This window comes from Pseudomonas sp. IT-P258, assembly GCF_949767825.1.
In the GTDB taxonomy this organism is placed as follows: Bacteria; Pseudomonadota; Gammaproteobacteria; order Pseudomonadales; family Pseudomonadaceae; genus Aquipseudomonas; species Aquipseudomonas monachiensis.
Window position 1 is genome coordinate 333,347 of record NZ_CATKPU010000021.1, and the last position, 22,788, is coordinate 356,134.

Annotated in this window: 20 protein-coding genes; 3 read left to right on the plus strand and 17 right to left on the minus strand. The window is 58.7% G+C overall.

All coding sequences use genetic code 11. From position 1 onward, the window contains the following. Positions 1-4 precede the first annotated feature (4 nt). The 5 genes from ACM6G4_RS08780 to ACM6G4_RS08800 form a co-directional block, all read right to left on the minus strand. Positions 5-1,147: an ABC transporter ATP-binding protein gene (locus tag ACM6G4_RS08780; RefSeq protein ID WP_008048747.1), complete on the minus strand. Its 1,143-nt coding sequence runs from the start codon at positions 1,145-1,147 to the stop codon at positions 5-7. A gap of 73 nt (positions 1,148-1,220) precedes the next feature. Beyond that, the gene (locus ACM6G4_RS08785; protein WP_056726424.1) at positions 1,221-2,318 is read right to left on the minus strand and encodes a polyamine ABC transporter substrate-binding protein; all 1,098 of its coding nucleotides are present in this window, start codon (positions 2,316-2,318) and stop codon (positions 1,221-1,223) included. 188 nt (positions 2,319-2,506) lie between these two features. Next, on the minus strand, positions 2,507-3,619 hold the full coding sequence (locus ACM6G4_RS08790) for a polyamine ABC transporter substrate-binding protein (protein ID WP_056726423.1): 1,113 nt from the start codon (positions 3,617-3,619) through the stop codon (positions 2,507-2,509). Between the two features lie 188 nt (positions 3,620-3,807). Beyond that, the gene (locus ACM6G4_RS08795; RefSeq protein WP_056726422.1) at positions 3,808-5,172 is read right to left on the minus strand and encodes an aspartate aminotransferase family protein; all 1,365 of its coding nucleotides are present in this window, start codon (positions 5,170-5,172) and stop codon (positions 3,808-3,810) included. 59 nt (positions 5,173-5,231) lie between these two features. Further along, on the minus strand, positions 5,232-6,590 hold the full coding sequence (locus ACM6G4_RS08800) for a glutamine synthetase family protein (RefSeq protein ID WP_056726421.1): 1,359 nt from the start codon (positions 6,588-6,590) through the stop codon (positions 5,232-5,234). A 667-nt stretch (positions 6,591-7,257) separates the two neighbouring features. Here ACM6G4_RS08800 and ACM6G4_RS08805 point away from each other — a divergent pair. Together ACM6G4_RS08805 and ACM6G4_RS08810 are read left to right on the plus strand one after the other, a co-directional pair. Further along, positions 7,258-8,634 (plus strand): glutamine synthetase family protein, encoded by a 1,377-nt coding sequence (locus ACM6G4_RS08805; protein ID WP_414913501.1) that lies wholly within the window; start codon positions 7,258-7,260, stop codon positions 8,632-8,634. A gap of 263 nt (positions 8,635-8,897) precedes the next feature. Further along, on the plus strand, positions 8,898-9,533 hold the full coding sequence (locus tag ACM6G4_RS08810; protein ID WP_056726420.1) for a TetR/AcrR family transcriptional regulator: 636 nt from the start codon (positions 8,898-8,900) through the stop codon (positions 9,531-9,533). A gap of 139 nt (positions 9,534-9,672) precedes the next feature. Here the strand turns inward: ACM6G4_RS08810 and ACM6G4_RS08815 are convergent, their stop codons facing one another. The 10 genes from ACM6G4_RS08815 to ACM6G4_RS08860 all read right to left on the minus strand — a co-directional run bounded on the left by ACM6G4_RS08815 (position 9,673) and on the right by ACM6G4_RS08860 (position 18,673). After that, entirely contained in the window at positions 9,673-9,888 is a 216-nt protein-coding gene (locus ACM6G4_RS08815) for a TOBE domain-containing protein (protein WP_007967989.1), read from the minus strand. A 33-nt stretch (positions 9,889-9,921) separates the two neighbouring features. After that, entirely contained in the window at positions 9,922-10,728 is an 807-nt protein-coding gene (ssuB, locus tag ACM6G4_RS08820; protein WP_056726419.1) for an aliphatic sulfonates ABC transporter ATP-binding protein, read from the minus strand. Further along, a complete protein-coding gene (gene ssuC / locus ACM6G4_RS08825; RefSeq protein WP_414913502.1) occupies positions 10,725-11,507 on the minus strand; it encodes an aliphatic sulfonate ABC transporter permease SsuC in 783 nt (260 codons plus the stop codon). Before ssuC ends, ssuB begins: the two co-directional genes overlap by 4 nt. 9 nt (positions 11,508-11,516) lie before the next feature. Beyond that, positions 11,517-12,665, minus strand: a complete 1,149-nt coding sequence (gene ssuD / locus ACM6G4_RS08830; protein WP_056726417.1) for an FMNH2-dependent alkanesulfonate monooxygenase — start codon at positions 12,663-12,665, stop codon at positions 11,517-11,519. Positions 12,666-12,690: 25 nt separating this feature from the next. Further along, on the minus strand, positions 12,691-13,686 hold the full coding sequence (locus tag ACM6G4_RS08835) for a sulfonate ABC transporter substrate-binding protein (protein WP_409078180.1): 996 nt from the start codon (positions 13,684-13,686) through the stop codon (positions 12,691-12,693). A 90-nt stretch (positions 13,687-13,776) separates the two neighbouring features. Continuing rightward, entirely contained in the window at positions 13,777-14,370 is a 594-nt protein-coding gene (gene ssuE / locus ACM6G4_RS08840; protein ID WP_056726415.1) for an NADPH-dependent FMN reductase, read from the minus strand. Further along, positions 14,371-14,619 (minus strand): hypothetical protein, encoded by a 249-nt coding sequence (locus tag ACM6G4_RS08845; protein ID WP_223541304.1) that lies wholly within the window; start codon positions 14,617-14,619, stop codon positions 14,371-14,373. A gap of 34 nt (positions 14,620-14,653) precedes the next feature. Continuing rightward, positions 14,654-15,292 carry a peroxiredoxin gene (locus ACM6G4_RS08850; protein WP_056726414.1) on the minus strand — a complete coding sequence of 213 codons (639 nt, stop codon included), beginning with the start codon at positions 15,290-15,292 and terminating at the stop codon, positions 14,654-14,656. Positions 15,293-15,584: 292 nt separating this feature from the next. Further along, positions 15,585-16,928 carry an OprD family porin gene (locus ACM6G4_RS08855; protein WP_223541303.1) on the minus strand — a complete coding sequence of 448 codons (1,344 nt, stop codon included), beginning with the start codon at positions 16,926-16,928 and terminating at the stop codon, positions 15,585-15,587. A 413-nt stretch (positions 16,929-17,341) separates the two neighbouring features. Further along, positions 17,342-18,673, minus strand: coding sequence for an OprD family porin (locus ACM6G4_RS08860; protein ID WP_414913503.1), 1,332 nt, complete (start codon positions 18,671-18,673; stop codon positions 17,342-17,344). Positions 18,674-19,034: 361 nt separating this feature from the next. Here ACM6G4_RS08860 and tauA point away from each other — a divergent pair, with 361 nt between their 5' ends. After that, positions 19,035-20,024, plus strand: coding sequence for a taurine ABC transporter substrate-binding protein (gene tauA, locus ACM6G4_RS08865; RefSeq protein WP_056726411.1), 990 nt, complete (start codon positions 19,035-19,037; stop codon positions 20,022-20,024). A gap of 107 nt (positions 20,025-20,131) precedes the next feature. Here the strand turns inward: tauA and argA are convergent, their stop codons facing one another. Together argA and argE are read right to left on the minus strand one after the other, a co-directional pair. Next, a complete protein-coding gene (gene argA / locus ACM6G4_RS08870; protein ID WP_223541302.1) occupies positions 20,132-21,430 on the minus strand; it encodes an amino-acid N-acetyltransferase in 1,299 nt (432 codons plus the stop codon). A 151-nt stretch (positions 21,431-21,581) separates the two neighbouring features. Next, a complete protein-coding gene (gene argE / locus ACM6G4_RS08875) occupies positions 21,582-22,739 on the minus strand; it encodes an acetylornithine deacetylase (RefSeq protein WP_414913504.1) in 1,158 nt (385 codons plus the stop codon). Positions 22,740-22,788 lie beyond the last annotated feature (49 nt).

Here is a 22,788-nt window from a genome sequence, read left to right on the forward strand (position 1 = left end):
ATGTTCATGAGCGAAGCACCACGCCGCTGTCGTCTTCCCAGTACACGTAGACCTGATCACCCCAGGTCGGACGCTGCCCGCGACGCTCGGCGTTGGCCACGAACGACTGCACCAGCTTGCCGCTTGGCAGTTCGACGTAGAACACCGAGTGCCCGCCCAGGTAGGCGATGTCGTGCACCTTGCCGCTGGACCAGTTGTACTGGCAGGTCGGCATGTCGGCGGTGACCAGCAGTTTTTCCGGACGGATCGCGTAGGTGACCGACTTGTCCTGCACCGAAGTGCTGATGCCGTGGCCGACGTAGATCTGGCGATCCAGATCTTTGCAGGTAATGATCGCGTGGCCTTCGGCGTCGTCGATGACTTCGCCCTCGAAGATGTTCACGTTACCGATGAATTCGCAGACCAGGCGACTGGTCGGGGTTTCGTAGATGTCGATCGGGCTGCCGATCTGGGCGATCCAGCCCAGGTGCATGATCGCGATGCGCTCGGCCATGGTCATGGCCTCTTCCTGGTCGTGGGTCACCATGACGCAGGTCACGCCGACGCGCTCGATGATCTCCACCAGCTCCAGCTGCATCTGCGAACGCAACTTCTTGTCCAGTGCGCCCATCGGTTCGTCGAGCAGCAGCAGCTTCGGACGCTTGGCCAGGGAACGGGCCAGGGCCACACGCTGACGCTGACCGCCGGACAATTGATGCGGCTTGCGCTTGGCGTACTGGCTCATCTGCACCAGCTTGAGCATTTCGGCCACGCGGGCGTCGACTTCTGCCGCGGGAATCTTGTCCTGCTTGAGGCCGAAAGCGATGTTCTGCGCCACGGTCATGTGCGGGAACAGGGCGTAGGACTGGAACATCATGTTGATCGGCCGCTCGTAGGGCGGCATGTCTGTGATGTCTACGCCATCGAGGAAAATGCGTCCCTCCGTGGGCCGTTCGAAACCTGCGAGCATGCGCAGCAAAGTGGATTTGCCCGATCCCGAACCGCCGAGCAGGGCGAAAATTTCGCCTTTCTTGATTTCCAGGGACACATCGTCCACGGCAATCGTCTCGTCGAACTTCTTCGTGACCCGGTCGATTTTGACCAGCACCTGTTTAGGTTGCTGGTCGCCCTCGAGGGCTTTCTTATAGGCGCCGGAGGCAACTGCCATTTACGAAACTCCCAGAAAAAAAGAGTGCAGTTCGCTCAAGGTGAGCCAACCTTGGATAGTTTGAGCCTTGAGGCTATTTACCCGACTTGACCTTGGTCCAGCTGCGGGTCATCAAACGTTGAATATTCGGCGGTAACTCGATCGACACGTAGGTCTTGTCGAGCACCTCTTGCGGTGGATAAACCGCTTCGTCGGTGCGAATGGACTGTTCCATCAGTTTGTCCGACCCCGGGTTAGGGTTGGCATAGCCGACGTAATCGCTGACCTGGGCAATCACCTCAGGCTTGAGCAAATAGTTGATGAAGGCGTGGGCTTGTTTGACGTTGGCCGAGTCCTTCGGAATCGCCAGCATGTCGAACCAGAGTGCACCGCCCTCTTTCGGAATCGAGTAGGCAATGTTCACGCCTTTCTTGGCTTCTTCGGCGCGGTTCTTGGCCTGGAAGATGTCACCGGAGAAACCGATCGCCACGCAGATATCGCCGTTGGCCAGATCCGCGATGTACTTGGAGGAGTGGAAGTAGGTCACGTAAGGCCGTACTGCGAGCAACTTCTCTTCGGCCTTTTTGTAATCTTCAGGGTTGGTGCTGTTGGCATTCAGGCCCATGTAGTTGAGCACTGTCGGCATCATTTCATCGGCGGAATCGAGAAACGCGACGCCACAACTTTGCAGCTTCTTGATGTTCTCCGGCTCGAACAGCACGCCCCACGAATCAATCGTATCGACGCCCAGCACAGCCTTGACCTTGTCGACGTTGTAACCGATGCCGTTGGTGCCCCACAGGTACGGCACGGCGTACAGGTTGCCCGGATCGTTCTGCTCCAGGCGCTTGAGCAGCACCGGGTCGAGGTTCGAATAGTTCGGCAGCTGCGACTTGTCGAGCTTCTGGAATGCCCCGGCCTTGATCTGTTTGCCGAGGAAGTGGTTCGACGGCACGACCACGTCGTAGCCGGTACGCCCGGCCAGCAATTTACCTTCCAGGGTTTCGTTGGAATCGAAGACGTCATAAACCGGCTTGATACCGGTTTCTTTCTGGAAGTCGGCCAGGGTGGTCTCGCCGATGTAGTCCGACCAGTTATAAATATGCACGGTACCGGCGGCCTGGGCACTGACAGCCAGCGTCAACCCGGCGCCCGCCAGCATGGCATTGCGCAACAAAGAAAAAATAGGCAAGTGGAGGTCCTCTGAAATTAGTTGGGCCCAAGTTGCCCCGCGTTACATGACAACCGTGGTTGCCCGGCAACAAAACCGGCGCGCAACTTACCCTCGAAAAACCGTTCCAGCAAAACTTTCTGTCATTTAATTACACCTGTTGTCGCCACCGCGCGGGTGGCGACAACAGGTTGTTGCATAAAACCGGCTTATTTACCGGATTTGATCTTGGTCCAGCTGCGGGTCATGATCCGCTGGGTCGCGGCCGGCAAGTCGGCAATCGCGTACAACTTGGCGAGCACGTCCGCCGGTGGGTAAACGCCCGGGTCGCTGGTGATGTCTTTATCGACCAACGCAGTTGCAGCCGCGTTACCGTTCGGGAAACGCACGGCGTTGGTGATTTCAGCCATGATTTCCGGCTTCTGCAGGAAGGTCATGAACTTGTAGGCGCCTTCGACGTTTTCGGCATCTTTAGGGATGGCGACCATGTCGTAGAAGCTGCCGGCACCTTCTTTTGGAATGTTGTAGCTGACTTTCACCTTGCCACCGGCTTCTTCCGCGCGGGACTTGGCCTGGTAAATGTCACCCGAGTAACCCACAGCCACGCAGATGTTGCCGTTGGCCAGGTCGGAGATGTACTTGGACGAGTGGAAGTAACCTACCGAAGGGCGGATTTTCAGGAACAGCGCTTCGGCTTCGGCCAGTTGTTTCTTGTCCTGGCTGTCGGTTGGATAGCCCAGGTAGTGCAACGCCACCGGAATCATCTCGGTTGGCGAATCGAGGAAGCTGATGCCGCACGACTTCAACTTCGCGGCGTTTTCAGGTTTGAACAGCAGGTCCCAGGAGTTGGTCGGCGCGTCGGCACCCAGCGCAGCCTTGACCTTCTCGGGGTTGAAGCCGATACCGATCGAACCCCACATGTACGGGAAGGCGTGTTCGTTGCCCGGGTCGCTCACGGAAACGGCCTTGAGCAGGTCGGTGTTCAGGTTCTTCCAGTTAGGCAGCTTGGACTTGTCCAGCTTCTGGTAGACGCCAGCCTTGATCTGCTTGGCCAGGAAGTTGTTCGACGGTACAACGATGTCGTAACCGGACTTGCCTGCCAGCAACTTGGCTTCCAGGGTTTCGTTGCTGTCGAAGACGTCATAGACAACCTTGATGCCCGACTCGTCTTCAAACTTCTTGACGGTATCCGGTGCGATGTAGTCGGACCAGTTGTACACGTGCAGTACTTTGTCATCGGCCTGAACCGCGCCCGCCATCAAACCCATCACGGACATGGCAAGCAGAGTCTTGCCAGCGAGCTTTTTACCTAGTGCCTTCATGCGTAATGCTCCAAATTTTTCTTTTTTGAACCACTTGTTCAGCGACCGAACCCGGGCAACTGGAACCGCGGCTAGTCTGGCAAGATCCACATCGGTCTTTCAAGGAACGGCCACGCTTTCTGACCAGTTCCGAGCGAAAGTTCCTGGTTCATTTGCAGAACTTTGGACTTCCGCTCAGAGCCTAGCACTTAGCCCTGCAATGCACTCAGGGTCAGGTCAAGACACTTGCGAGCCTTGGTCACCAGTTCATCGATTTCCGCCGGTGTAATCACCAGTGGCGGAGCGATGATCATGGTGTCGCCGACGGCGCGCATGATCAGGCCGTTATCGAAGCAGAACTGACGGCAGATCATGCCGACGCCCTTGCCTTCGTAGCGCTTGCGCGTGGCCTTGTCCTGGACCAGTTCGATGGCCCCCAGCAGACCCACGCCACGAACTTCACCCACCAGCGGGTGATCGTTCAGTTCCCGCAGACGCTTTTGCAAATACGGTGCCGTTTCTGCATGTACACGCTCGATGATCTTCTCGTCGCGCATGATGCGGATGTTTTCCAGCGCCACCGCAGCGGCTACCGGGTGACCGGAGTAAGTGAAGCCGTGGTTGAAGTCGCCGCCTTCGTTGAGCACATCCACCACTTCATCACGCACGATCAGGCCGCCCATCGGGATGTAGCCCGAGGTCAGGCCCTTGGCGATGGTCATCATGTCTGGCTTGAGGTCGTAGAAATCGGCACCAAACCACTCGCCGGTACGACCGAAACCGCAAATCACTTCGTCAGCCACGAACAGGATGTCGTACTTGGCGAGGATTTCCTTGATGCGCGGCCAGTAGGTCTCTGGCGGAATGATCACGCCACCGGCGCCCTGGATCGGCTCGGCAATAAAGGCACCGACGTTGTCGACGCCGACTTCCAGAATCTTTTCTTCCAGCTGGTTGGCCGCCCAGATACCGAATTCTTCCGGGGTCATGTCGCCGCCTTCGGCGAACCAGTACGGCTGGGCGATGTGTACGATACCCGGGATCGGCAAGTCGCCCTGTTCGTGCATGTACGTCATGCCGCCCAGGCTCGCGCCGGCCACGGTGGAACCGTGATAGCCGTTCTTGCGGCTGATGATGACTTTCTTGTTCGGCTGGCCCTTGATCGCCCAGTAGTGACGAACCATACGCAGCATGGTGTCGTTGCCTTCGGAGCCGGAGCCGGTGAAGAACACATGGTTCATGCCTTCTGGCGCAATGTCGGCGATGGCCTTGGCCAGTTCCAGTACCGGTGGGTGCGCAGTCTGGAAGAACAGGTTGTAGTAAGGCAGTTCACGCATCTGTTTACTGGCGGCATCGGCCAGTTCATCGCGACCATAACCAATCGCGACGCACCACAGGCCGGCCATGCCGTCGAGGATCTTGTTGCCTTCGCTGTCCCAGAGGTAAACGCCCTTGGCGTTGGTGATGATCCGCGGGCCTTTCTCTTTCAGCTGCTTGAAGTCGCTGAACGGAGCCAGGTGGTGATCATTGCTCAGGGTTTGCCATTCACGGGTTTGCGGATTGTTGCTGGTCATACGAATCTCCTAAAACAATCAGGTGAAGGCGCCGCCAGGCAGCGGCGGCGCCCGGCGTATCAGACGGCAAAGAGCAGGAATTCCCTTTCCCACGAACTGATCACGCGCTTGAAGTTTTCATGCTCGGCCCGCTTGACCGCAACGTAGCCAGTGATGAAATTTTTGCCCAGGTACCGCTCGATGGTCGCGCTGTTTTCCATGCGTTCCAGTGCGTCTTCGATGGTTAGCGGCAGGCGCAGGTTGCGGCGTTCATAGCCTCGCCCCACCACCGGCGCACTCGGGTTCAGGCCTTCGACCATGCCGATGTAACCGCAGAGCAGGCTCGCGGCAATCGCCAGGTACGGGTTGGCATCGGCGCCGGGCAGGCGGTTTTCCACCCGTCGGTTTTGCGGCCCCGCATCCGGTACCCGCAGGCCCACGGTGCGGTTCTCTTCACCCCACTCCACGTTCACCGGCGCCGAAGTATCCGGCAGGAAGCGGCGGAACGAGTTGACGTTGGGTGCGAACAGCGGCAACAGTTCGGGAATGAGCTTCTGCAGACCACCGATGTGGTGCAGGAACAACTGGCTCATGGTCCCGTCTTCATTGGAGAAGATGTTCTTGCCGGTCTCGATGTCGATGATGCTCTGGTGCAAGTGCATGGCACTGCCCGGCTCGCCGGTCATCGGCTTGGCCATGAAGGTCGCGGCCACGTCGTGCTTGAGCGCGGCTTCGCGCATGGTGCGCTTGAACACCAGGATCTGGTCGGCCAGGGACAGGGCATCGCCGTGACGGAAGTTGATTTCCATCTGCGCCGTGCCGTCCTCGTGGATCAGGGTATCGAGGTCCAGTTCCTGCAATTCGCACCAGTCGTAGACGTCTTCGAACAGCGGGTCGAATTCGTTCGCCGCTTCGATGGAGAACGACTGGCGACCGATTTCCGGACGACCGGAACGGCCGATCGGCGGTTGCAGCGGGTAGTCCGGGTCGTCACTGCGCTTGGTCAGGTAAAACTCCATTTCCGGCGCCACGATCGGCTGCCAGCCTTTGTCGGTATAGAGTTTCAGGACTTTCTTGAGCACGTTGCGCGGCGACAGCTCGATCGGGTTGCCTTGCTTGTCGTAGGTATCGTGGATGACGATGGCGGTCGGCTCGATGGCCCACGGCACCAGGTACACCGCGCCCTGGTCTGGACGGCAGATCATGTCGATATCGGCCGGGTCGAGCAGCTCGTAATAGATGTCGTCTTCGACGTAATCGCCGGTCACTGTCTGCAACAGCACACTTTCTGGCAGGCGCATGCCTTTTTCGGCGATGAATTTGTTGGTCGGCGAAATCTTGCCCCGGGTAATCCCGGTCAAGTCGGCGATCATGCATTCGACTTCTGTGATCTTGTGGTTTTTCAACCAATCGGTGAGCTGGTCGAGGTTGTTACTCATAAATGCCTCTAGGCTTGAGTTGTCTGACCCTTTTAAGGTCAGGCGTTGTTTGACGCATCGGCGTCGCGTTGTAGAGCGTTTGCGCGGCAGATTATCGTGCTTGCCGACACGGCTGCAGAAGCCGGGCGTGCAGAATCGCGAGCGGTGCCCTGAACGATGGTCAGGCCGCTATTGTGAATCGGTTCTATATTGAATGGAGTAACCGTAATGGGGGTGCCATCACGACCGTCCAGAATATCGGACGGGGACGGTTGAACCGTCACGGATGGGAGGATCACCAGAACCGCTGAGACCACGCAACGGACGGACGTGTCATCACTGATGTGATAAACATGCCGACCGACCTGTCTTGAGCAGTCGGTGACGCCGATTATCGGCAGGCGAGACATGAAGCACCCCGGTATTATTGCTGTTATGGGTTTGATTCGAGCTTAGCCTTGTTCATTTTTTTACACAACACCCCCGTAAAAAATACAACACGGCCCGCTCAAGCCTGCGGGCGCCATGGAGGCTAAAGGCATAAAAACGCCCCAAAGTGCCTCAAAAAAGCCACACGGGCGCTTTTTTAGGGCAAAAAAGGCCTCGCTTGACTTCGGCATGCCGTTCGGGTTGACTGGAATCTGAAAAGATCAATGATTGATATTTTTAACAACAAAGGTGTTGCATCATGTCGGTACCCCCGCGTGCCGTTCAGCTTAACGAAGCGAACGCGTTCCTTAAGGAACATCCTGAGGTTCTGTACGTTGACCTTCTGATTGCGGATATGAATGGTGTGGTGCGCGGCAAGCGCATCGAACGCACCAGCCTCCACAAGGTTTACGAGAAAGGCATCAACCTGCCGGCCTCTCTATTTGCTCTGGATATCAATGGCTCGACGGTGGAAAGCACCGGCCTGGGCCTGGACATCGGTGATGCTGACCGAATCTGCTATCCAATCCCCGATACCCTATGCAACGAGCCATGGCAGAAGCGCCCGACCGCGCAACTGTTGATGACCATGCACGAACTCGAAGGCGAGCCATTCTTCGCCGACCCGCGTGAAGTGCTGGCCAATGTGGTACGCAAGTTCGACGAAATGGGCCTGACCATCTGTGCCGCGTTCGAACTGGAGTTCTACCTGATCGACCAGGAGAACGTGAACGGTCGTCCGCAACCACCTCGCTCGCCGGTTTCCGGCAAACGTCCGCACTCGACTCAGGTCTACCTGATCGACGACCTCGACGAATACGTCGACTGCCTCCAGGACATTCTGGAAGGTGCAAAAGAGCAAGGCATCCCGGCCGACGCCATCGTCAAGGAAAGTGCCCCGGCGCAGTTCGAAGTGAACCTGCACCACGTGGCCGACCCGATCAAGGCCTGCGACTACGCGGTCCTGCTCAAGCGCCTGATCAAGAACATCGCCTACGACCATGAAATGGACACCACCTTCATGGCCAAGCCTTACCCAGGCCAGGCGGGTAATGGTCTGCACGTCCACATTTCGATTCTCGACAAAGACGACAAGAATATTTTTGCCAGTGAGGATCCCGAGCAGAACGCCGCACTGCGTCACGCGATCGGCGGTGTGCTCGAGACCCTACCGGCGCAGATGGCTTTTCTCTGCCCGAACGTCAACTCCTACCGTCGTTTCGGCGCACAGTTCTACGTGCCGAACTCGCCGTGCTGGGGCCTGGATAACCGTACTGTGGCGATTCGCGTACCGACCGGTTCTTCCGACGCCGTGCGCATCGAGCATCGTGTAGCCGGCGCCGATGCCAACCCGTACCTGCTGATGGCTTCGGTTTTGGCGGGTGTGCACCACGGCCTGACCAACCAGATCGAGCCTGGCGCCCCGGTCGAAGGCAACAGCTACGAGCAGAACGAGCAGAGCCTGCCGAACAACCTGCGCGATGCACTGCGCGAGCTGGACGACAGCGAAGTCATGGCCAAGTACATCGATCCGAAATACATCGATATCTTCGTCGCGTGCAAAGAGAGTGAGCTGGAGGAGTTCGAACACTCCATCTCCGACCTCGAGTACAACTGGTACCTGCATACCGTTTAATCGGTTGCAGTAAAAAAAACGCCGCCGGCTGTAAAAGCCGGCGGCGTTTTTTTATGGGTGCCATCAAACCCCGTGGCGAGGGAGCTTGCTCCCGCTGGAGGCCGAAGGACTCCCTTTAATCCGCAGTCGGTTCTGTCAGGCACACCGCATCGGCCGTTTTGGGGCCGCTTCGCGACCCAACGGGAGCAAGCTCCCTCGCCACAGGGGATATGGAACATCTGCCCGCTCTGCGTACAATGCCCGCTGCCCCGCAGGAGACTCCAATGACACGCGTAGCCACCCCCCGCAAACCCCGCGCACGCAGCCAGGCCCGGATCGATTCGATACTCGATGCCGCTCGCACGCTGCTGGCTGCCGAGGGTGTGGCCAGTCTGTCGATCTACAGCGTCGCCGAGCGCGCGGAGATTCCGCCCTCCTCGGTCTACCACTTCTTCGCCAGCGTGCCGGCTTTGCTCGAAGCCTTGACCGCCGACGTCCATGCGGCCTTCCGCGCCTGCCTGCAAGCTCCCATCGACCATCTCGCCTTGAATGGCTGGCGCGATCTGTCGCGACTGGTGGAACAACGCATGCTCGACATCTACGCAGAAGACGCCGCCGCCCGCCAACTCATTCTGGCCCAGCACGGTCTGACTGAAGTCACCCAGGCCGACCGCCAGCACGACATCGAACTGGGCGACCTGATGCACAAGCTGTTCGACCATCACTTCGAGCTGCCGACGTTGCCCAGTGATGTCGATGTGTTTGCCCTGGCCATGGAACTGGGCGACCGGGTGTATGCGCGCTCGGTGCAGCAGCACGGGCAGATTACGCCACGCATGGCCGAGGAAGGGATGCGGGTGTTTGATGCTTATGTGGGGTTGTATTTGCCGCCGTATTTGCCCAAGCGTGTGGCGCTTTAAAAGATCGCAGCCTTCGGCAGCTCCTACATCGGAATGCGTATTCCAGTAGGAGCTGCCGAAGGCTGCGATCTTTTGATCTTAACGAATAAAAAACCCCGAAGGGCTCAAACCCTTCGGGGTTGTTGTTTACGCATCTGCCTTACAACTTGGCGATCGACACCTCGGTGGATTTCACAAACGCGATCACTTCACTGCCGACCGCCAGTTCCAGCTCTTTCACCGAACGCGTGGTGATCACCGAAGTGACAATGCCGGACGCGGTCTGCACGTCGATTTCCGACAGCACGTCGCCGAGGACGATTTCCTTGATGGAGCCCTTGAACTGGTTGCGAACGTTGATGGCCTTGATAGTCATGATGTTGATTCCTGTCGTTGGGTAAGACTTGAGTTATTGAGCCCAGCGCAATTGCGTAGGCAAGGGTGAAACAGGTTCCGGTTCCGGCGGTTGGCCGGGCAGCGCCAGCACGCGATTTAGCACTTCGGTTTCCAGCGCCGCCAGCCGATGGGAACCACGAACCCGAGGGCGCGGCAGTTCCACGTGCAGGTCGAGGCCGACTTCGCCGTCTTCGATCAGGATCACCCGATCGGCAATCGCCACGGCTTCACTGACGTCATGGGTCACCAGCAACACCGTGAAGCCGTGCTGCTGCCAGAGCCGTTCGATCAGTTGCTGCATTTCAATTCGGGTCAGGGCATCCAGCGCACCCAAAGGTTCGTCGAGCAACAGCAGGCGCGGCTGATGAATCAACGCACGAGCCAATGCCACGCGTTGCTTCTGCCCACCGGACAGCGCGGCCGGCCACTCGTGGGCACGATCGGCCAGGCCCACCGCTTCCAAAGCTTCAAGCGCCTGCGGCCGCCAGTTCCCCTTGAGGCCCAGACCGACGTTGTCGATGATCTTTTTCCAGGGCAGCAAACGCGCTTCCTGGAACATCAGCCGCGTATCCTCCCGCGCATCACTCAATGGCGCGGCACCGGCGAACAACTCACCGCCGCTTGGTTGATCGAGGCCGGCGAGCAAGCGCAACAGGGTACTTTTGCCGCAACCACTGCGACCGACCACAGCGACAAACTGGCCCGCCGGAATGTGCAGGTCGATCTCGCGCAGCACCTGCCGCGCACCGAAGGTTTTTTGCAACTTGCGCACCACCAGCGGAGTCCCGCGCAGCAGGCGTGGAGGCTGTTGGGCAGTCATACCGAACCTCCCCTCGCAACCTGATACGCCGGATGCCAGCGCAGCCACACTCGTTCAAGTCCACGGGCCGCGAGGTCTGCCAGTTTGCCGAGCACCGCGTACAACAGAATCGCCAGCACCACCACGTCGGTCTGCAAGAACTCCCGGGCATTCATCGCCAGATAGCCGATGCCGGAACTCGCGGAAATGGTTTCCGCGACGATCAACGTCAGCCACATGAAGCCCAGCGCGAAGCGTACGCCAACCAGAATCGAAGGCAGCGCCCCCGGCAAAATCACCTGCCAGAACAGGCTGAAACCGCTCAGGCCATAGCTACGCGCCATCTCTACCAGCGCCGGGTCGACATTGCGGATGCCGTGATAGGTGTTGAGGTAAATCGGGAACAAGGTGCCCAGCGCCACCAGGAAAATCTTTGCCGACTCATCAATGCCGAACCACAGGATCACCAGTGGAATCAGCGCCAGGTGCGGCACGTTGCGGATCATCTGCACCGAACTGTCGAGCAAGCGCTCGCCCCACTTCGACAGACCAGTGATGAAGCCAAGGGTCAGGCCGATGCCACCACCGATGGTGAAGCCCAGCGCGGCACGCCAGCCACTGATCGCCAAGTGCGTCCAGATTTCGCCACTGCGCACCAGGCTCACGCCGGCCTCGAGGACGGCGATGGGTGCCGGCAGGATTCGTGTCGACAACCAGCCCGCCGACACACTCAACTGCCACACCGCCAGCAACAACACCGGCAACGCCCAGGGCGCCAGGCTGTGGATGATTTTCTTCATGATCGCGCCTCAGCTCTGGGACGCGGCTTTTGGCAGAATGTCGTTGGCGACCATCTCGCCGAACGGGCTGACGTAACCGGCGCTCTTCGGCAGTTCAGGACGCTCGACATCGAGGTGCGGGAACAGTAACTCCGCCACCCGGTACGACTCCTCCAAGTGTGGATAACCGGAGAAGATGAAGGTATCGATGCCCAGGTCCGCGTACTCCTTCACGCGGGCGGCCACGGTCGGACCATCGCCCACCAGCGCCGTACCGGCACCGCCGCGCACCAGACCGACGCCGGCCCACAGGTTAGGACTGACTTCCAGGTTGTCACGGCTTCCGCCATGCAGCGCAGCCATGCGTTGCTGACCGACCGAATCGAAACGCGCCAGCGAAGCCTGGGCACGGGCGATGGTTTCGTTGTCCAGATGCGAGATCAATTTGTCCGCCGCTTGCCAGGCTTCGGCGTTGGTTTCACGCACGATCACATGCAGGCGAATGCCGAAGCGTACGGTGCGACCAAGCCTGGCGGCCTTGGCACGGACCTGTTCGATTTTTTCCGCAACGGCGGCCGGTGGTTCGCCCCAGGTCAGGACCATTTCCACCTGTTCGGCGGCCAGATCCTGGGCGGCTTCAGAGGAACCGCCGAAGTACAGCGGCGGACGCGGTTGCTGGATCGGCGGATAGAGCAATTTCGCCCCCTTCACGCTGATGTGCTGGCCGTCGTAATCGACGGTTTCGCCTTCCAGTACCCGACGCCAGATGCGGGTGAATTCCACCGAGGCCTGATAGCGCTCTTCGTGGCTCAGGAACAGACCATCGCCCGCCAACTCTTCCGGATCCCCACCCGTCACCAGATTGAACAACGCACGACCGCCGGACAGTCGATCCAGGGTCGCAGCCTGACGCGCCGCCACCGTCGGGGAAATGATCCCCGGGCGCAGGGCAACCAGGAACTTCAAGCGCTGGGTCACAGGAATCAGCGATGCCGCCACCAGCCACGAGTCTTCGCAGGAGCGACCGGTAGGAATCAGCACACCGCCGAAGCCCAGACGATCCGCCGCTTGCGCCACTTGTTGCAGATAACCGTGGTCAACGGCGCGAGCGCCTTCGGCGGTGCCAAGGTAATGGCCGTCGCCGTGGGTAGGCAGGAACCAGAAAATATTGAGGCTCATGGAGTGGTCTCCTTGGGGAATCGAATTATTGGGCTTTGGTTACTGAGCTTTGGGCAACGGCAGCCGGCGGCGTCCAGATCACGTCTTTAATGCTCAACTGCTTGGGAATCAGCTTGAGCTGGTAGAAGCTGTCGGCGATTTTCTGCTGTGCGGCGACCACTTCCGGGGTGAGGAACAGCGCGCCATAGCCCTGGCGTTTCACCGAGGTCAGGGTGATGTCCGCTGGCAGGCCGAGCAGCGGTGAAACCTGTTGGGTCACCTCTTGCGGGTTAGCCTTGGACCACTCGCCTACCGCGCGCACTTCTTCCACCAGTGTCTTGATCACCTCGGGATTTTTCTGCGCATAAGGCTTGGTTGCCAGGTAGAACTGATGGTTGTCGACGATGCCTTGGCCATCGCGCAGGGTGCGCGCTTGCAGCTGTTGTTCGGCAGCGGCCTGGTACGGGTCCCAGATCACCCAGGCGTCGACACTGCCACGCTCGAACGCGGCGCGGGCATCGGCCGGCGGCAGGAATACGGTCTGGATGTCGGTGTATTTGAGGCCGGCATCTTCCAGCGCACGCACCAGCAGGTAGTGCACGTTGGAGCCCTTGTTGAGCACGATTTTCTTGCCCTTGAGGTCCGCCACCGACTTGATCGCCGAGTCCTTCGGCACCAGGATCGCCTCACTGTGCGGCGCTGGCGGTTCATAGGCGACGTAGAGCAGATCGGCACCCGCTGCCTGGGCAAACACCGGAGGCGTTTCGCCGGTAACACCGAAGTCGATGGAGCCGACGTTCAGGCCTTCAAGCAGTTGCGGGCCACCGGGGAATTCCGTCCATTGCACGTCCACACCTTGGGCGGCGAGACGTTTTTCCAGGGTGCCCTTGGCTTTGAGCAGCACCAGGGTGCCGTATTTCTGATAGCCGATTCGTAGCACGCCTTCCCGGGTAGAAAGCGCCTGAGCTTGAGTAATGGCGCCGAAGGTCAAAGCCGCAGCAAACAGAGCGACCAGACCACGACGCAAAATGACAGGGCGCATGGCGCTCTCCTTTTTGCAGTTGGGTTTTGGCTGCACCTGCTTGCCCGTTGGCGGGCGAGTAAGGCCAGTACTTCAATTTTTTGGTGAGGTTCAAATGCTCCAGCGAGCACTCAACAAACGATCATTCAACAGGTTCGGGTCGAGCGGCTTGGGCCGTCGCGCCATGGCGCTAAAAAACAGCTCCAGCGATTCATTCAGTCGTTGTTCCAGCTCCGGTGCCAACTGCGCCTGGGCGCTGCCTTCGCCGTAGGCGATCTGGCTGTCGACGGCGAAAATGCCTTGCAGCATTTCCTGGGCCTTCAATGCCGACAGCACCGGCTTGAGCGCGTAATCCACTGCCAACATATGGGCGATGCTGCCGCCAGTGGCCATCGGCAGAACCACCTTGTGGCTCAAGGCGCGTTCGGGCAGCAGATCCAGCACGACTTTCAGTGCTCCGGAAAACGATGCCTTGTAAACCGGTGTGGCGATCAGCAGGCCATCGGCATTTTCAATCTGTTGCAACAAGTCGATCACCTTGGGGCTGTCGAAGCGTGCGTGCAGCAAGTCCTCGGCCGGGAAGTCCCGCACCTGATAACTCACTACTTCCACGCCCTGCCCTTGCAACCAACGCTGGGAGCGATCCAGCAGCACCCCGGAACGAGAGCGCTGACTGGGACTGCCACCGAGTGAGACAACCAACATTCAGACGATTCCTTGCACGGTGTTGGCGATTCGCGGTTTGCGATCTCGCTTCGATGGAGTGACCTTAACAGCTGATTCATATATCCATAAATCATATTTATTCATTTGGTTATGCATAAAAGAAATATATAACCCGGTTTCTTCCAGGCAAAAAAACAGGCCGTCGAAACGGCCTGAAATCCCCTGCTTTGTGGGTGCCTTGAAAAGATCGCAGCCTGCGGCAGCTCCTACAGGGATCGACGTATGCACGTAGGAGCTGCCGCAGGCTGCGATCTTCTGACCTTCAACGATTGGGCTGCGGCGTCAGACGCAGGTAAGGCTTGACCGCCCGATAGCCCTTGGGAAAGCGCTGTTTGATTTCATCTTCATCCTTGAGCGACGGTACGATCACCACCTCATCACCGTCTTGCCAGTTGGCCGGCGTGGCCACCTTGTAGTTGTCGGTGAGTTGCAGCGAGTCGATCACCCGCAGGATTTCATTGAAGTTGCGGCCGGTGCTCGCCGGGTAGGTAATCGTCAGCCGGACCTTTTTCTTCGGGTCGATCACGAACAGACTGCGCACGGTCAGGGTGTCGTTGGCGTTGGGGTGGATCAGGTCGTAGAGGTCCGAGACCTTGCGGTCGGCGTCATCCAGGATCGGAAAGTTGACCACGGTGCCCTGGGTTTCGTTGATGTCCTCGATCCACTTGTGGTGCGACTCCACCGGGTCCACTGACAAAGCGATGGCCTTGACGTCGCGCGCGGCGAACTCATCCTTGAGCCTCGCGGTGAAGCCCAGCTCAGTCGTGCACACCGGTGTGAAGTCCGCGGGATGGGAAAACAGCACGCCCCAGCTATCGCCCAGCCACTGATGGAAACGGATGGTGCCTGCGCTGGAGTTCTGTTCGAAATCGGGGGCGATATCGCCAAGTCTGAGACCCATGGTGCTGCTCCTTGTAAGTGCTTGATGGGTTCAACTGTGCCTGTGTTTTTTATCTATTAAAAAGAATAAATATCGATTTATTTAGATCATAAAGAAATATTAAATATCTGTTCACTGGACGTGCCCGCGCAACCGGCCGAACATCGCCCCCAAGGTTCGAGAAGGCCTTGAGTTGCTGCAAAGAGGGAAGTTCAAGGCGGGATTACGGGGGTGAACCCGTCTTGAAAATGTAAAAGCCCCGCCCGGTGCAATACCGGGCGGGGCTTTTTTGTCTCGGTTACGCGAGCGCTTATTACAACAGCGGGATCGAGTAGCTGACGATCAGGCGGTTTTCGTCCTGCGAACGGGTGTTCGGCAGGTCGGTGCGCCACGTGGCGTTTTTCCACATCAGGCCGAGGTTCTTCAGCGCGCCGGACTGAACGACGTAACCCACGGTCAGGTCGCGCTCCCACTCAGAGGCACCATTGGCCGCCTCGCCCCCCTTGGCGTTAACGGTATCGATATTGTCACCGCGCAGGTACACCAGGCCAGCAGTCAGGCCAGGTACGCCGACCTTGGCGAAGTCATAGGAGTAGCGTGCTAGCCAGGTACGCTCGCCGGCACGGCCGAACTTCTGGATTTGCGAATCGGTGATGGTGTAGTTCGATGAACCGTCGCCCTGGTTCAGCCAAGGGAAATCGCTGCTGCCGTTGCTGACCTGATAACCGCCACCGAAGGTGTGGCCGGCAACGGAGTACAGGAACAGGCCGCTGTACAGATTGTTGTCGACCTTACCCTTGCCGTTGGCTGCACCGCTGTAGTTGCCAGTGGTGTAGTACAGAGGATCGTGACCGTTGGCACCGTCGTCGGAGCTGTTGAAGTAACGCAAGTCAGACTTCAGCACGCCAGGGCCGATGGCCCAGTTGTGCACCAGACCCAGGAAGTGTTGCTTGTAGAACTCTTCCAGGGTGCCGTAGTAGTACTGGGCCGTCAGGTCCTTGGTGATCTTGTAGTCGCCACCGGCATAGATGAACTTGTTGCTGTCGCGGCCTGCAGCGGAACGGCTGTTGGCGCCAGAGATAGACAACTGTTCATTGTTGCTCGAGTTACGACCTTTTACCTGCTCGATCTGACCGCCGATCAAGGTCAGGTCCTTGATGTCGTTCGAGGAGATCTGGCCACCCTGCCAGGTTTGCGGCAACAGACGACCGTCGTTGGTCACGATCACCGGCAGCTTGGGCTGCAAGGTACCCAGCTTCAGCTCGGTCTGGGAGATCTTGGCTTTGGCAGTCAAACCCAGGCTGGAGAAGTCATCAACCGCTTCGCCGTTGGACTTGCTCGGGAACACGGTGCCGCCATACGAGTTGTTGCTCGCGCCGTTGGTGCCGCCACCGGAATCCAGTTTGACGCCCAACAGGCCGATCGCATCGATACCGAAGCCGACGGTGCCCTGGGTGTAACCCGAGATGAAACGTAGATCGAAGCCTTGGCCCCATTCTTCGTTTTTGTTCGGGCCAGTACCGTCACGGTAATCGGTATTGATGTAGAAGTTACGCAGCCCCAGTGTTGCCTTGCTGTCTTCGATAAAACCCGCGGCGCTTGCCTGCTGGGTCAAAACCCCGACGGCCACAGCCATGGCCAAGGTGGACTTGTTCATGTTTCGCTCCTCTCGTTTCTAGTTCTGATGTTCCTGGTCCCGAATCGATTGCCCGGGATCCTGAATGCATTAATTCGCGGCAAACCGTCTAGGCCGGTCGTTTTGCGGGCCGCAGGATACATGGCCTTAAAGCCAAAAAGAATTTTTTGATAGTTTTTAATTCCGCTTAGGAATATGGCTTCCCACGACAGATCCGAGGTATCGGCGGCAAGGCCGAATCCTGAACCTGAGCAAATATCGAGGGACGAAACTGCCAAATCCGGGCTCAGGGATGAGTGGCGGACAGACGCACTTTAAGCGGGATATTTAAAAACCAAAAAGAATAATAAATAATCAGCAAAGATCTTTATGGAATATAAAAGAACGAACAAAAAAAACCTCGCCAGCGGGCGAGGTTTTTTTCTCAAGGCTTGTTACAGGAAGCTGTAGGTGTAGTTGAAGATCAGACGAGTCTGGTCAACATCAGGGTTGTTGGAGACTTCACTGCCACGGTAGACGCCATTACGCAGCGTTACGCCGAAACCTTTGAGCGTGCCCTGCTGGATGGTGTAGTCGATCCGCATGTCGCGTTCCCACTCGGAGCCATCAGGGCCGCTGCCGTTGGTAGCCTTGATGTTGTCGCCATGCAGGTAGGCGATCGAAGTTTTCAGGCCCGGCACGCCCAGTCCGGCGAAGTCATAGGAGTATTGACCGAAGGTGGTGTTTTCACCGGCACGAACAAACCCGTTGATCATGGAATCGGTGAACAGGTAGAAGCTGGCGCCGCCGTTCCCTTCCGGACGGCCATTGCCATCGACCACGTTGCCCTGGTTCAGGTAGACAAAACCACCGTCATCGCTGACGCGCTGATGACCGACCAGGAAGGCATTGCCACCCAGGGTGTAGGTGAACATGGCGCTCCAGGTCTTGTTGTCGACCTCGCCCGGGGTCTTGGCGAAACCGTTGTTGTTGTTGAAACGGAAACCCGGATCACCGTTCTTGCCGTCGGAGCTGCTGTCGAAGTAGCGAATATCAGTTTTGAAGGACTGCTTGGCGTCGATCGTAAACACGTGGACCAAGCCCAGGAAGTCCTGCTTGTAGTAGTCCTTCAGATTCGAGTGGTAGTACTGCAGGGTCAGGTCCTTGGTGACCTTCCAGTCAGCACCACCGTAGTAGAACTTGTTGCTGTCCTCTGTACCGCCAGCCACGGCCAGGCCGGTGGAGTTCGAAGAAGCGCGACCCGCCGAATGCTCCAACTGACCTGCGTTGAAGGTCACGTTGTCGATTTCTTTCGAAGTGATGGTGCCGCCTTCAAAGGTCTGCGGCAGCAGACGGCTGTCGTTCGCGACCAGGATCGGCAAGTTGGGTGCCAGAGCGCCACCCAGGTGGGCTTCGGTCTTCGAGAAGCGCGCCTTGACGTTGGCCGCCGCACGGCTCCATTCGTGTACGGCCGAACCATCGGTGTCGCTTGGGAAGAAGGTGTTGTTGTCCGGGTGGTGACCCTTGCCGCCGTCCAGGTGGATACCCAGCAGTGCCTGGGCGTCGATACCGAAACCGACAGTGCCTTGGGTGAAACCGGACAGATAATCGAATTTCAGGCCTTCCGCGGACTCTTTCTGATCCGCACCGCCTTCACGGTTATCGTTGTTGTAATACATGGTCCGGGAACTGATGGACGCCTTGCTGTCTTCCAGGAAACCTGCGGCGCCTGCCTGCTGCGCCAAAACCCCTACGGCCACGGCCAAAGCCAAGGTGGACTTGTTCATTGTGTAGCTCCTCTCGATTCTAATTCTTGTATTCCTGGTCTCGAGTCGTCGCCCGAAATCCTAAGATTCGCGATTAGCGCCAGACCGTGACCCACAAGTCAATCGTAACCATGTGTGTCTACGACCATAGTCTAATCCCCGTTTTTTGGTCCCTGCCGGGTCATGAGTTCGTCATGAACCTGAAAAGAATTACCCGATTCTTTTCTAATACCGTTTAGGAATTTAGCGCCCGATTTACAGATCCCCCAGAACAGAGGGTTCGGCTCATAAGCTAATTCCTAAAAAGTATTTATTTTTGTTTTTTTAGATCGATTAGTTTTTTACGCAATTCGGAAACAAATCCTTACCGAAAGGCGGCCCCATGACGACCAAACGCGCACTATCCGGACCAATTGTTACAGTTTGTGTATCTCTCGCATTTTCTTTCGCCGCCCAGGCAGCAAACCTCACTGTCGGCTATCAAACCGGAATCGACCCCAGCAAAGTCCCCCAGGCCGATGGCCTTTATGAAAAAACCATTGGCCAGCCCATCGACTGGCGACGCTTCAACAGCGGCCCGGAAGTGGTCACGGCGATTGCCTCCGGTGATGTGCAAATCGGCAATCTCGGCTCCAGTCCGCTGGCCGCTGCCGCCTCGCGCAACCTGCCGATTGTCGCGTTCATCGTCTCGGCCCAGATCAACGCGGCCGAAGCGTTGGTGGTGCGCAACGGCAGCGGCATCGAGAAACCGCAAGATCTGATCGGAAAGACCATCGCCACGCCTTTCGTTTCAACCTCCCACTACAGCCTGCTTGGTGCGCTGAAGCACTGGGGCCTGGACAGTTCGCAAGTCAAAGTGGTGAACCTGCAGCCGGCGGAAATCGCAGCAGCCTGGAAGCGTGGTGATATTGATGGCGCGTTTGTCTGGTCGCCCGCCCTGGGGGAAATCCGCAGGACTGGCAAGACCCTGACCGACGCTGCGCAGGTAGGCCAATGGGGTGCGCCCACCTTTGAAGTCTGGGTGGCGCGCAAGGATTACGCCGAGAAGCACCCGGAGGTGGTGGCCAGATTCGCCAAGGTCACCCTCGACGCCTTTGCCGACTACGCAGCGCATAAAGCCGACTGGACGGTGGACTCGGAGCCCGTGCAGAAAATCGCCAAACTGACCGGTGCCAATGCCGCCGATGTGCCGGAGTTACTGGCCGGATCCGCATTCCCGGATGCCAAGGCGCAACAGAGCACCGCGCTACTGGACGGCGGCACGGCCAAGGCCATTGGCGAGACGGCGAAATTCTTGAAGGAGCAAGGGAAGGTGGAGACGGTGCTGGCGGACTATTCGCCGTATGTCAGTGCGAAGTTTGTGCAGGAGTAACACAAGGTTCCTGTAGGAGCTGCCGCAGGCTGCGATCTTTTGATATTGAAAAAGCAAAATCAAAAAGATCGCAGCCTGCGGCAGCTCCTACAAAAGTCGTTCAAACCTCAAAGGGCTTTTTCGAAGATCTTCGAATTACGCTGATAGTTGTACAGCGACGCCCGCGCCGACGGCAGACGGTCAACGCTGCTCGGCACAAAACCACGCTCGCGGAACCAGTGAGCGGTACGGGTGGTAAGGACGAACAAAGTCTTCAAACCCTGAGCCCGGGCGCGGGTCTCGATGCGCTCCAGCAATTCATCACCGCGACCGCCATGGCGATACTCCGGATTCACCGCCAGGCACGCCAGTTCACCGGCATCCGAATCGGCAATCTGATACAGCGCCGCACAGGCGATGATCATGCCTTCGCGCTCGACCACGCTGAACTGCTCGATCTCGCGCTCCAGCACCTCGCGGGAACGGCGCACCAGGATGCCCTGCTCTTCCAGCGGGCTGATCAAATCCAGCAGTCCGCCGACGTCTTCGATGGCCGCTTCGCGCACCACTTCGAACTGCTCCTGGGCCACCAGCGTACCGCCGCCGTCACGGGTGAACAGTTCGGTCAGCAGTGCACCGTTCTCGGCATAACTGACAATATGACTACGGGCCACACCGCCACGACAAGCTTCGGCAGCGGCATCCAACAGTTCCGCCTGATAGTTACTGCCCAGGCGCTGCAAATGCGCCGGCACCTGTTGCGGACGCAATTCGCGCACCAGGCGCCCGTTTTCGTCGATCAAGCCCAGTTCGGCGCCAAACAGCAGCAGCTTGTCCGCGCCCAGATCGATGGCCGCGCGGGTGGCGACGTCTTCGCAGGCCAGGTTGAAAATTTCCCCGGTCGGCGAATAGCCCAGCGGCGACAGCAGCACGATGGAGCGCTCGTCCAGCAGACGGTTGATGCCCTTGCGGTCGACCCGGCGCACCTCGCCGGTGTGGTGATAGTCGACGCCTTCAAGCACGCCGATCGGCCGTGCCGTCACCAGGTTGCCGCTGGCCACCCGCAGGCGCGAGCCCTGCATCGGCGACGAAGCCATGTCCATCGACAGGCGAGCCTCAATGGCAATGCGCAACTGGCCAACTGCGTCGATCACGCACTCCAGGGTCGCGGCATCGGTGATACGCATACCGTGGTGGTAATGCGGGGTCAGGCCGCGGGCCGTGAGGCGCGCTTCGATTTGCGGGCGGGAACCGTGAACCAGTACCAGACGCACACCCAGGCTGTGCAACAGCACCAGGTCGTGGACGATATTGCCGAAGTTCGGATGCTCAACGCCGTCGCCGGGCAGCATGACGACAAAGGTGCAATCGCGGTGGGCGTTGATGTAAGGCGAAGCGTGACGAAGCCAATTGACGTATTCGGGCATGAACCTGGGCCTGTAATAAATAGCAGCCGAAAAAAGGGCGAAACAGAAAAACGCACAGCGGGCTGATGGTTATCGTCGGAACAGGCTTGGCGACACGCGCGCTCTCCTCATGAATACGGGTTGGGGTACCGGCAATTTAAATGCCCGCCCTTTATACGAACGGCGCCGGTGCCAGGCAATAGTGTTCGATCAGTTGCCTTAATAGATGCACCGTAGGCTGCAAACGTGACATTTCGAGGTATTCCCCCGGCTGGTGGGCGCAAGCGATATCACCCGGGCCAAGCACCAGCGTTTCACAGCCAAGGCGCTGAAGATAAGGTGCTTCGGTGCCGAACGCCACTGCTTCGGCGCTGTGACCGGTGAGCTTTTCGGCAAGGCGTACCAGCTCGGCGTCCTCAGCCTGCTCGAACGGCGGCACTTCAGGGAACAACGGCGCGTAATCGATCTTGACCTGATGCCGCTCGGCAACCGGCTTGAGCTTCTGCAGGATCTCGGCGCGCAGGACTTTGGGGTCCATGCCGGGCAGCGGGCGCAAATCGAATTCCAGCGAACACTGGCCGCAGATTCGGTTGGGGTTGTCGCCGCCATGGATGCAGCCGAAATTCATCGTTGGCATCGGCACGCCAAACTGCGGATTGCGGAATTCGCGCTGCCACAACAGGCGCAGGCCACGCAGTTCACCGATGGCATCGTGCATGGCTTCCAGGGCGCTGTGGCCCAGGCGCGGGTCGGAGGAATGACCGCTCTGCCCGAGAATGTCGATGCGTTCCATCATGATGCCTTTGTGCATGCGGATCGGCTTGAGCCCGGTCGGCTCGCCGATCACCGCCGCCCGCCCCAGCGGTCGCCCCGCTTCGGCCAGCGCGCGGGCACCGGACATCGAACTTTCTTCATCGCAGGTGGCGAGAATCAGCAACGGCTGTTTGAACGGTTGATCGAGCAGCGGTTTGACCGCCTCGATGGCCAGGGCGAAAAAACCCTTCATGTCACAACTGCCCAGGCCAATCCAACGACCGTCGACTTCAGTCAGCTTCAACGGGTCGGTTTGCCACAGCGCGCCGTCGAACGGCACGGTGTCACTGTGCCCGGCCAGCACCAGGCCGCCGGGGCCGGAGCCGAAACTGGCCAGCAGGTTGAACTTGCCAGGGCTGACCTGCTGGATCTCGCAGGTGAAACCCAGCTCACCGAGCCACGTCGCCAGCAGATCGATAACCGGGCGGTTGGTTTGATCGAGACTGGGCTGCGTGCAACTGACCGACGGTGCGGCGATCAACGCAGCGAATTGTTCTTTCATCGATGGCAATGGCATCGCTGACTCCCGGCACCCGAATTGAGGTCCATCATAGAACCAACCGATG

Coding starts and splice junctions, on each gene's coding strand:
- ACM6G4_RS08780 (WP_008048747.1), bottom strand. CDS start 1,147: ATGGCAGTTGCCTCCGGCGCCTATAAGAAAGCCCTCGAGGGCGACCAG.
- ACM6G4_RS08790 (WP_056726423.1), bottom strand. CDS start 3,619: ATGAAGGCACTAGGTAAAAAGCTCGCTGGCAAGACTCTGCTTGCCATG.
- ACM6G4_RS08795 (WP_056726422.1), bottom strand. CDS start 5,172: ATGACCAGCAACAATCCGCAAACCCGTGAATGGCAAACCCTGAGCAAT.
- ACM6G4_RS08800 (WP_056726421.1), bottom strand. CDS start 6,590: ATGAGTAACAACCTCGACCAGCTCACCGATTGGTTGAAAAACCACAAG.
- ACM6G4_RS08805 (WP_414913501.1), top strand. CDS start 7,258: ATGTCGGTACCCCCGCGTGCCGTTCAGCTTAACGAAGCGAACGCGTTC.
- ACM6G4_RS08810 (WP_056726420.1), top strand. CDS start 8,898: ATGACACGCGTAGCCACCCCCCGCAAACCCCGCGCACGCAGCCAGGCC.
- ACM6G4_RS08815 (WP_007967989.1), bottom strand. CDS start 9,888: ATGACTATCAAGGCCATCAACGTTCGCAACCAGTTCAAGGGCTCCATC.
- ssuB (WP_056726419.1), bottom strand. CDS start 10,728: ATGACTGCCCAACAGCCTCCACGCCTGCTGCGCGGGACTCCGCTGGTG.
- ssuC (WP_414913502.1), bottom strand. CDS start 11,507: ATGAAGAAAATCATCCACAGCCTGGCGCCCTGGGCGTTGCCGGTGTTG.
- ssuD (WP_056726417.1), bottom strand. CDS start 12,665: ATGAGCCTCAATATTTTCTGGTTCCTGCCTACCCACGGCGACGGCCAT.
- ACM6G4_RS08835 (WP_409078180.1), bottom strand. CDS start 13,686: ATGCGCCCTGTCATTTTGCGTCGTGGTCTGGTCGCTCTGTTTGCTGCG.
- ssuE (WP_056726415.1), bottom strand. CDS start 14,370: ATGTTGGTTGTCTCACTCGGTGGCAGTCCCAGTCAGCGCTCTCGTTCC.
- ACM6G4_RS08850 (WP_056726414.1), bottom strand. CDS start 15,292: ATGGGTCTCAGACTTGGCGATATCGCCCCCGATTTCGAACAGAACTCC.
- ACM6G4_RS08855 (WP_223541303.1), bottom strand. CDS start 16,928: ATGAACAAGTCCACCTTGGCCATGGCTGTGGCCGTCGGGGTTTTGACC.
- ACM6G4_RS08860 (WP_414913503.1), bottom strand. CDS start 18,673: ATGAACAAGTCCACCTTGGCTTTGGCCGTGGCCGTAGGGGTTTTGGCG.
- tauA (WP_056726411.1), top strand. CDS start 19,035: ATGACGACCAAACGCGCACTATCCGGACCAATTGTTACAGTTTGTGTA.
- argA (WP_223541302.1), bottom strand. CDS start 21,430: ATGCCCGAATACGTCAATTGGCTTCGTCACGCTTCGCCTTACATCAAC.
- argE (WP_414913504.1), bottom strand. CDS start 22,739: ATGCCATTGCCATCGATGAAAGAACAATTCGCTGCGTTGATCGCCGCA.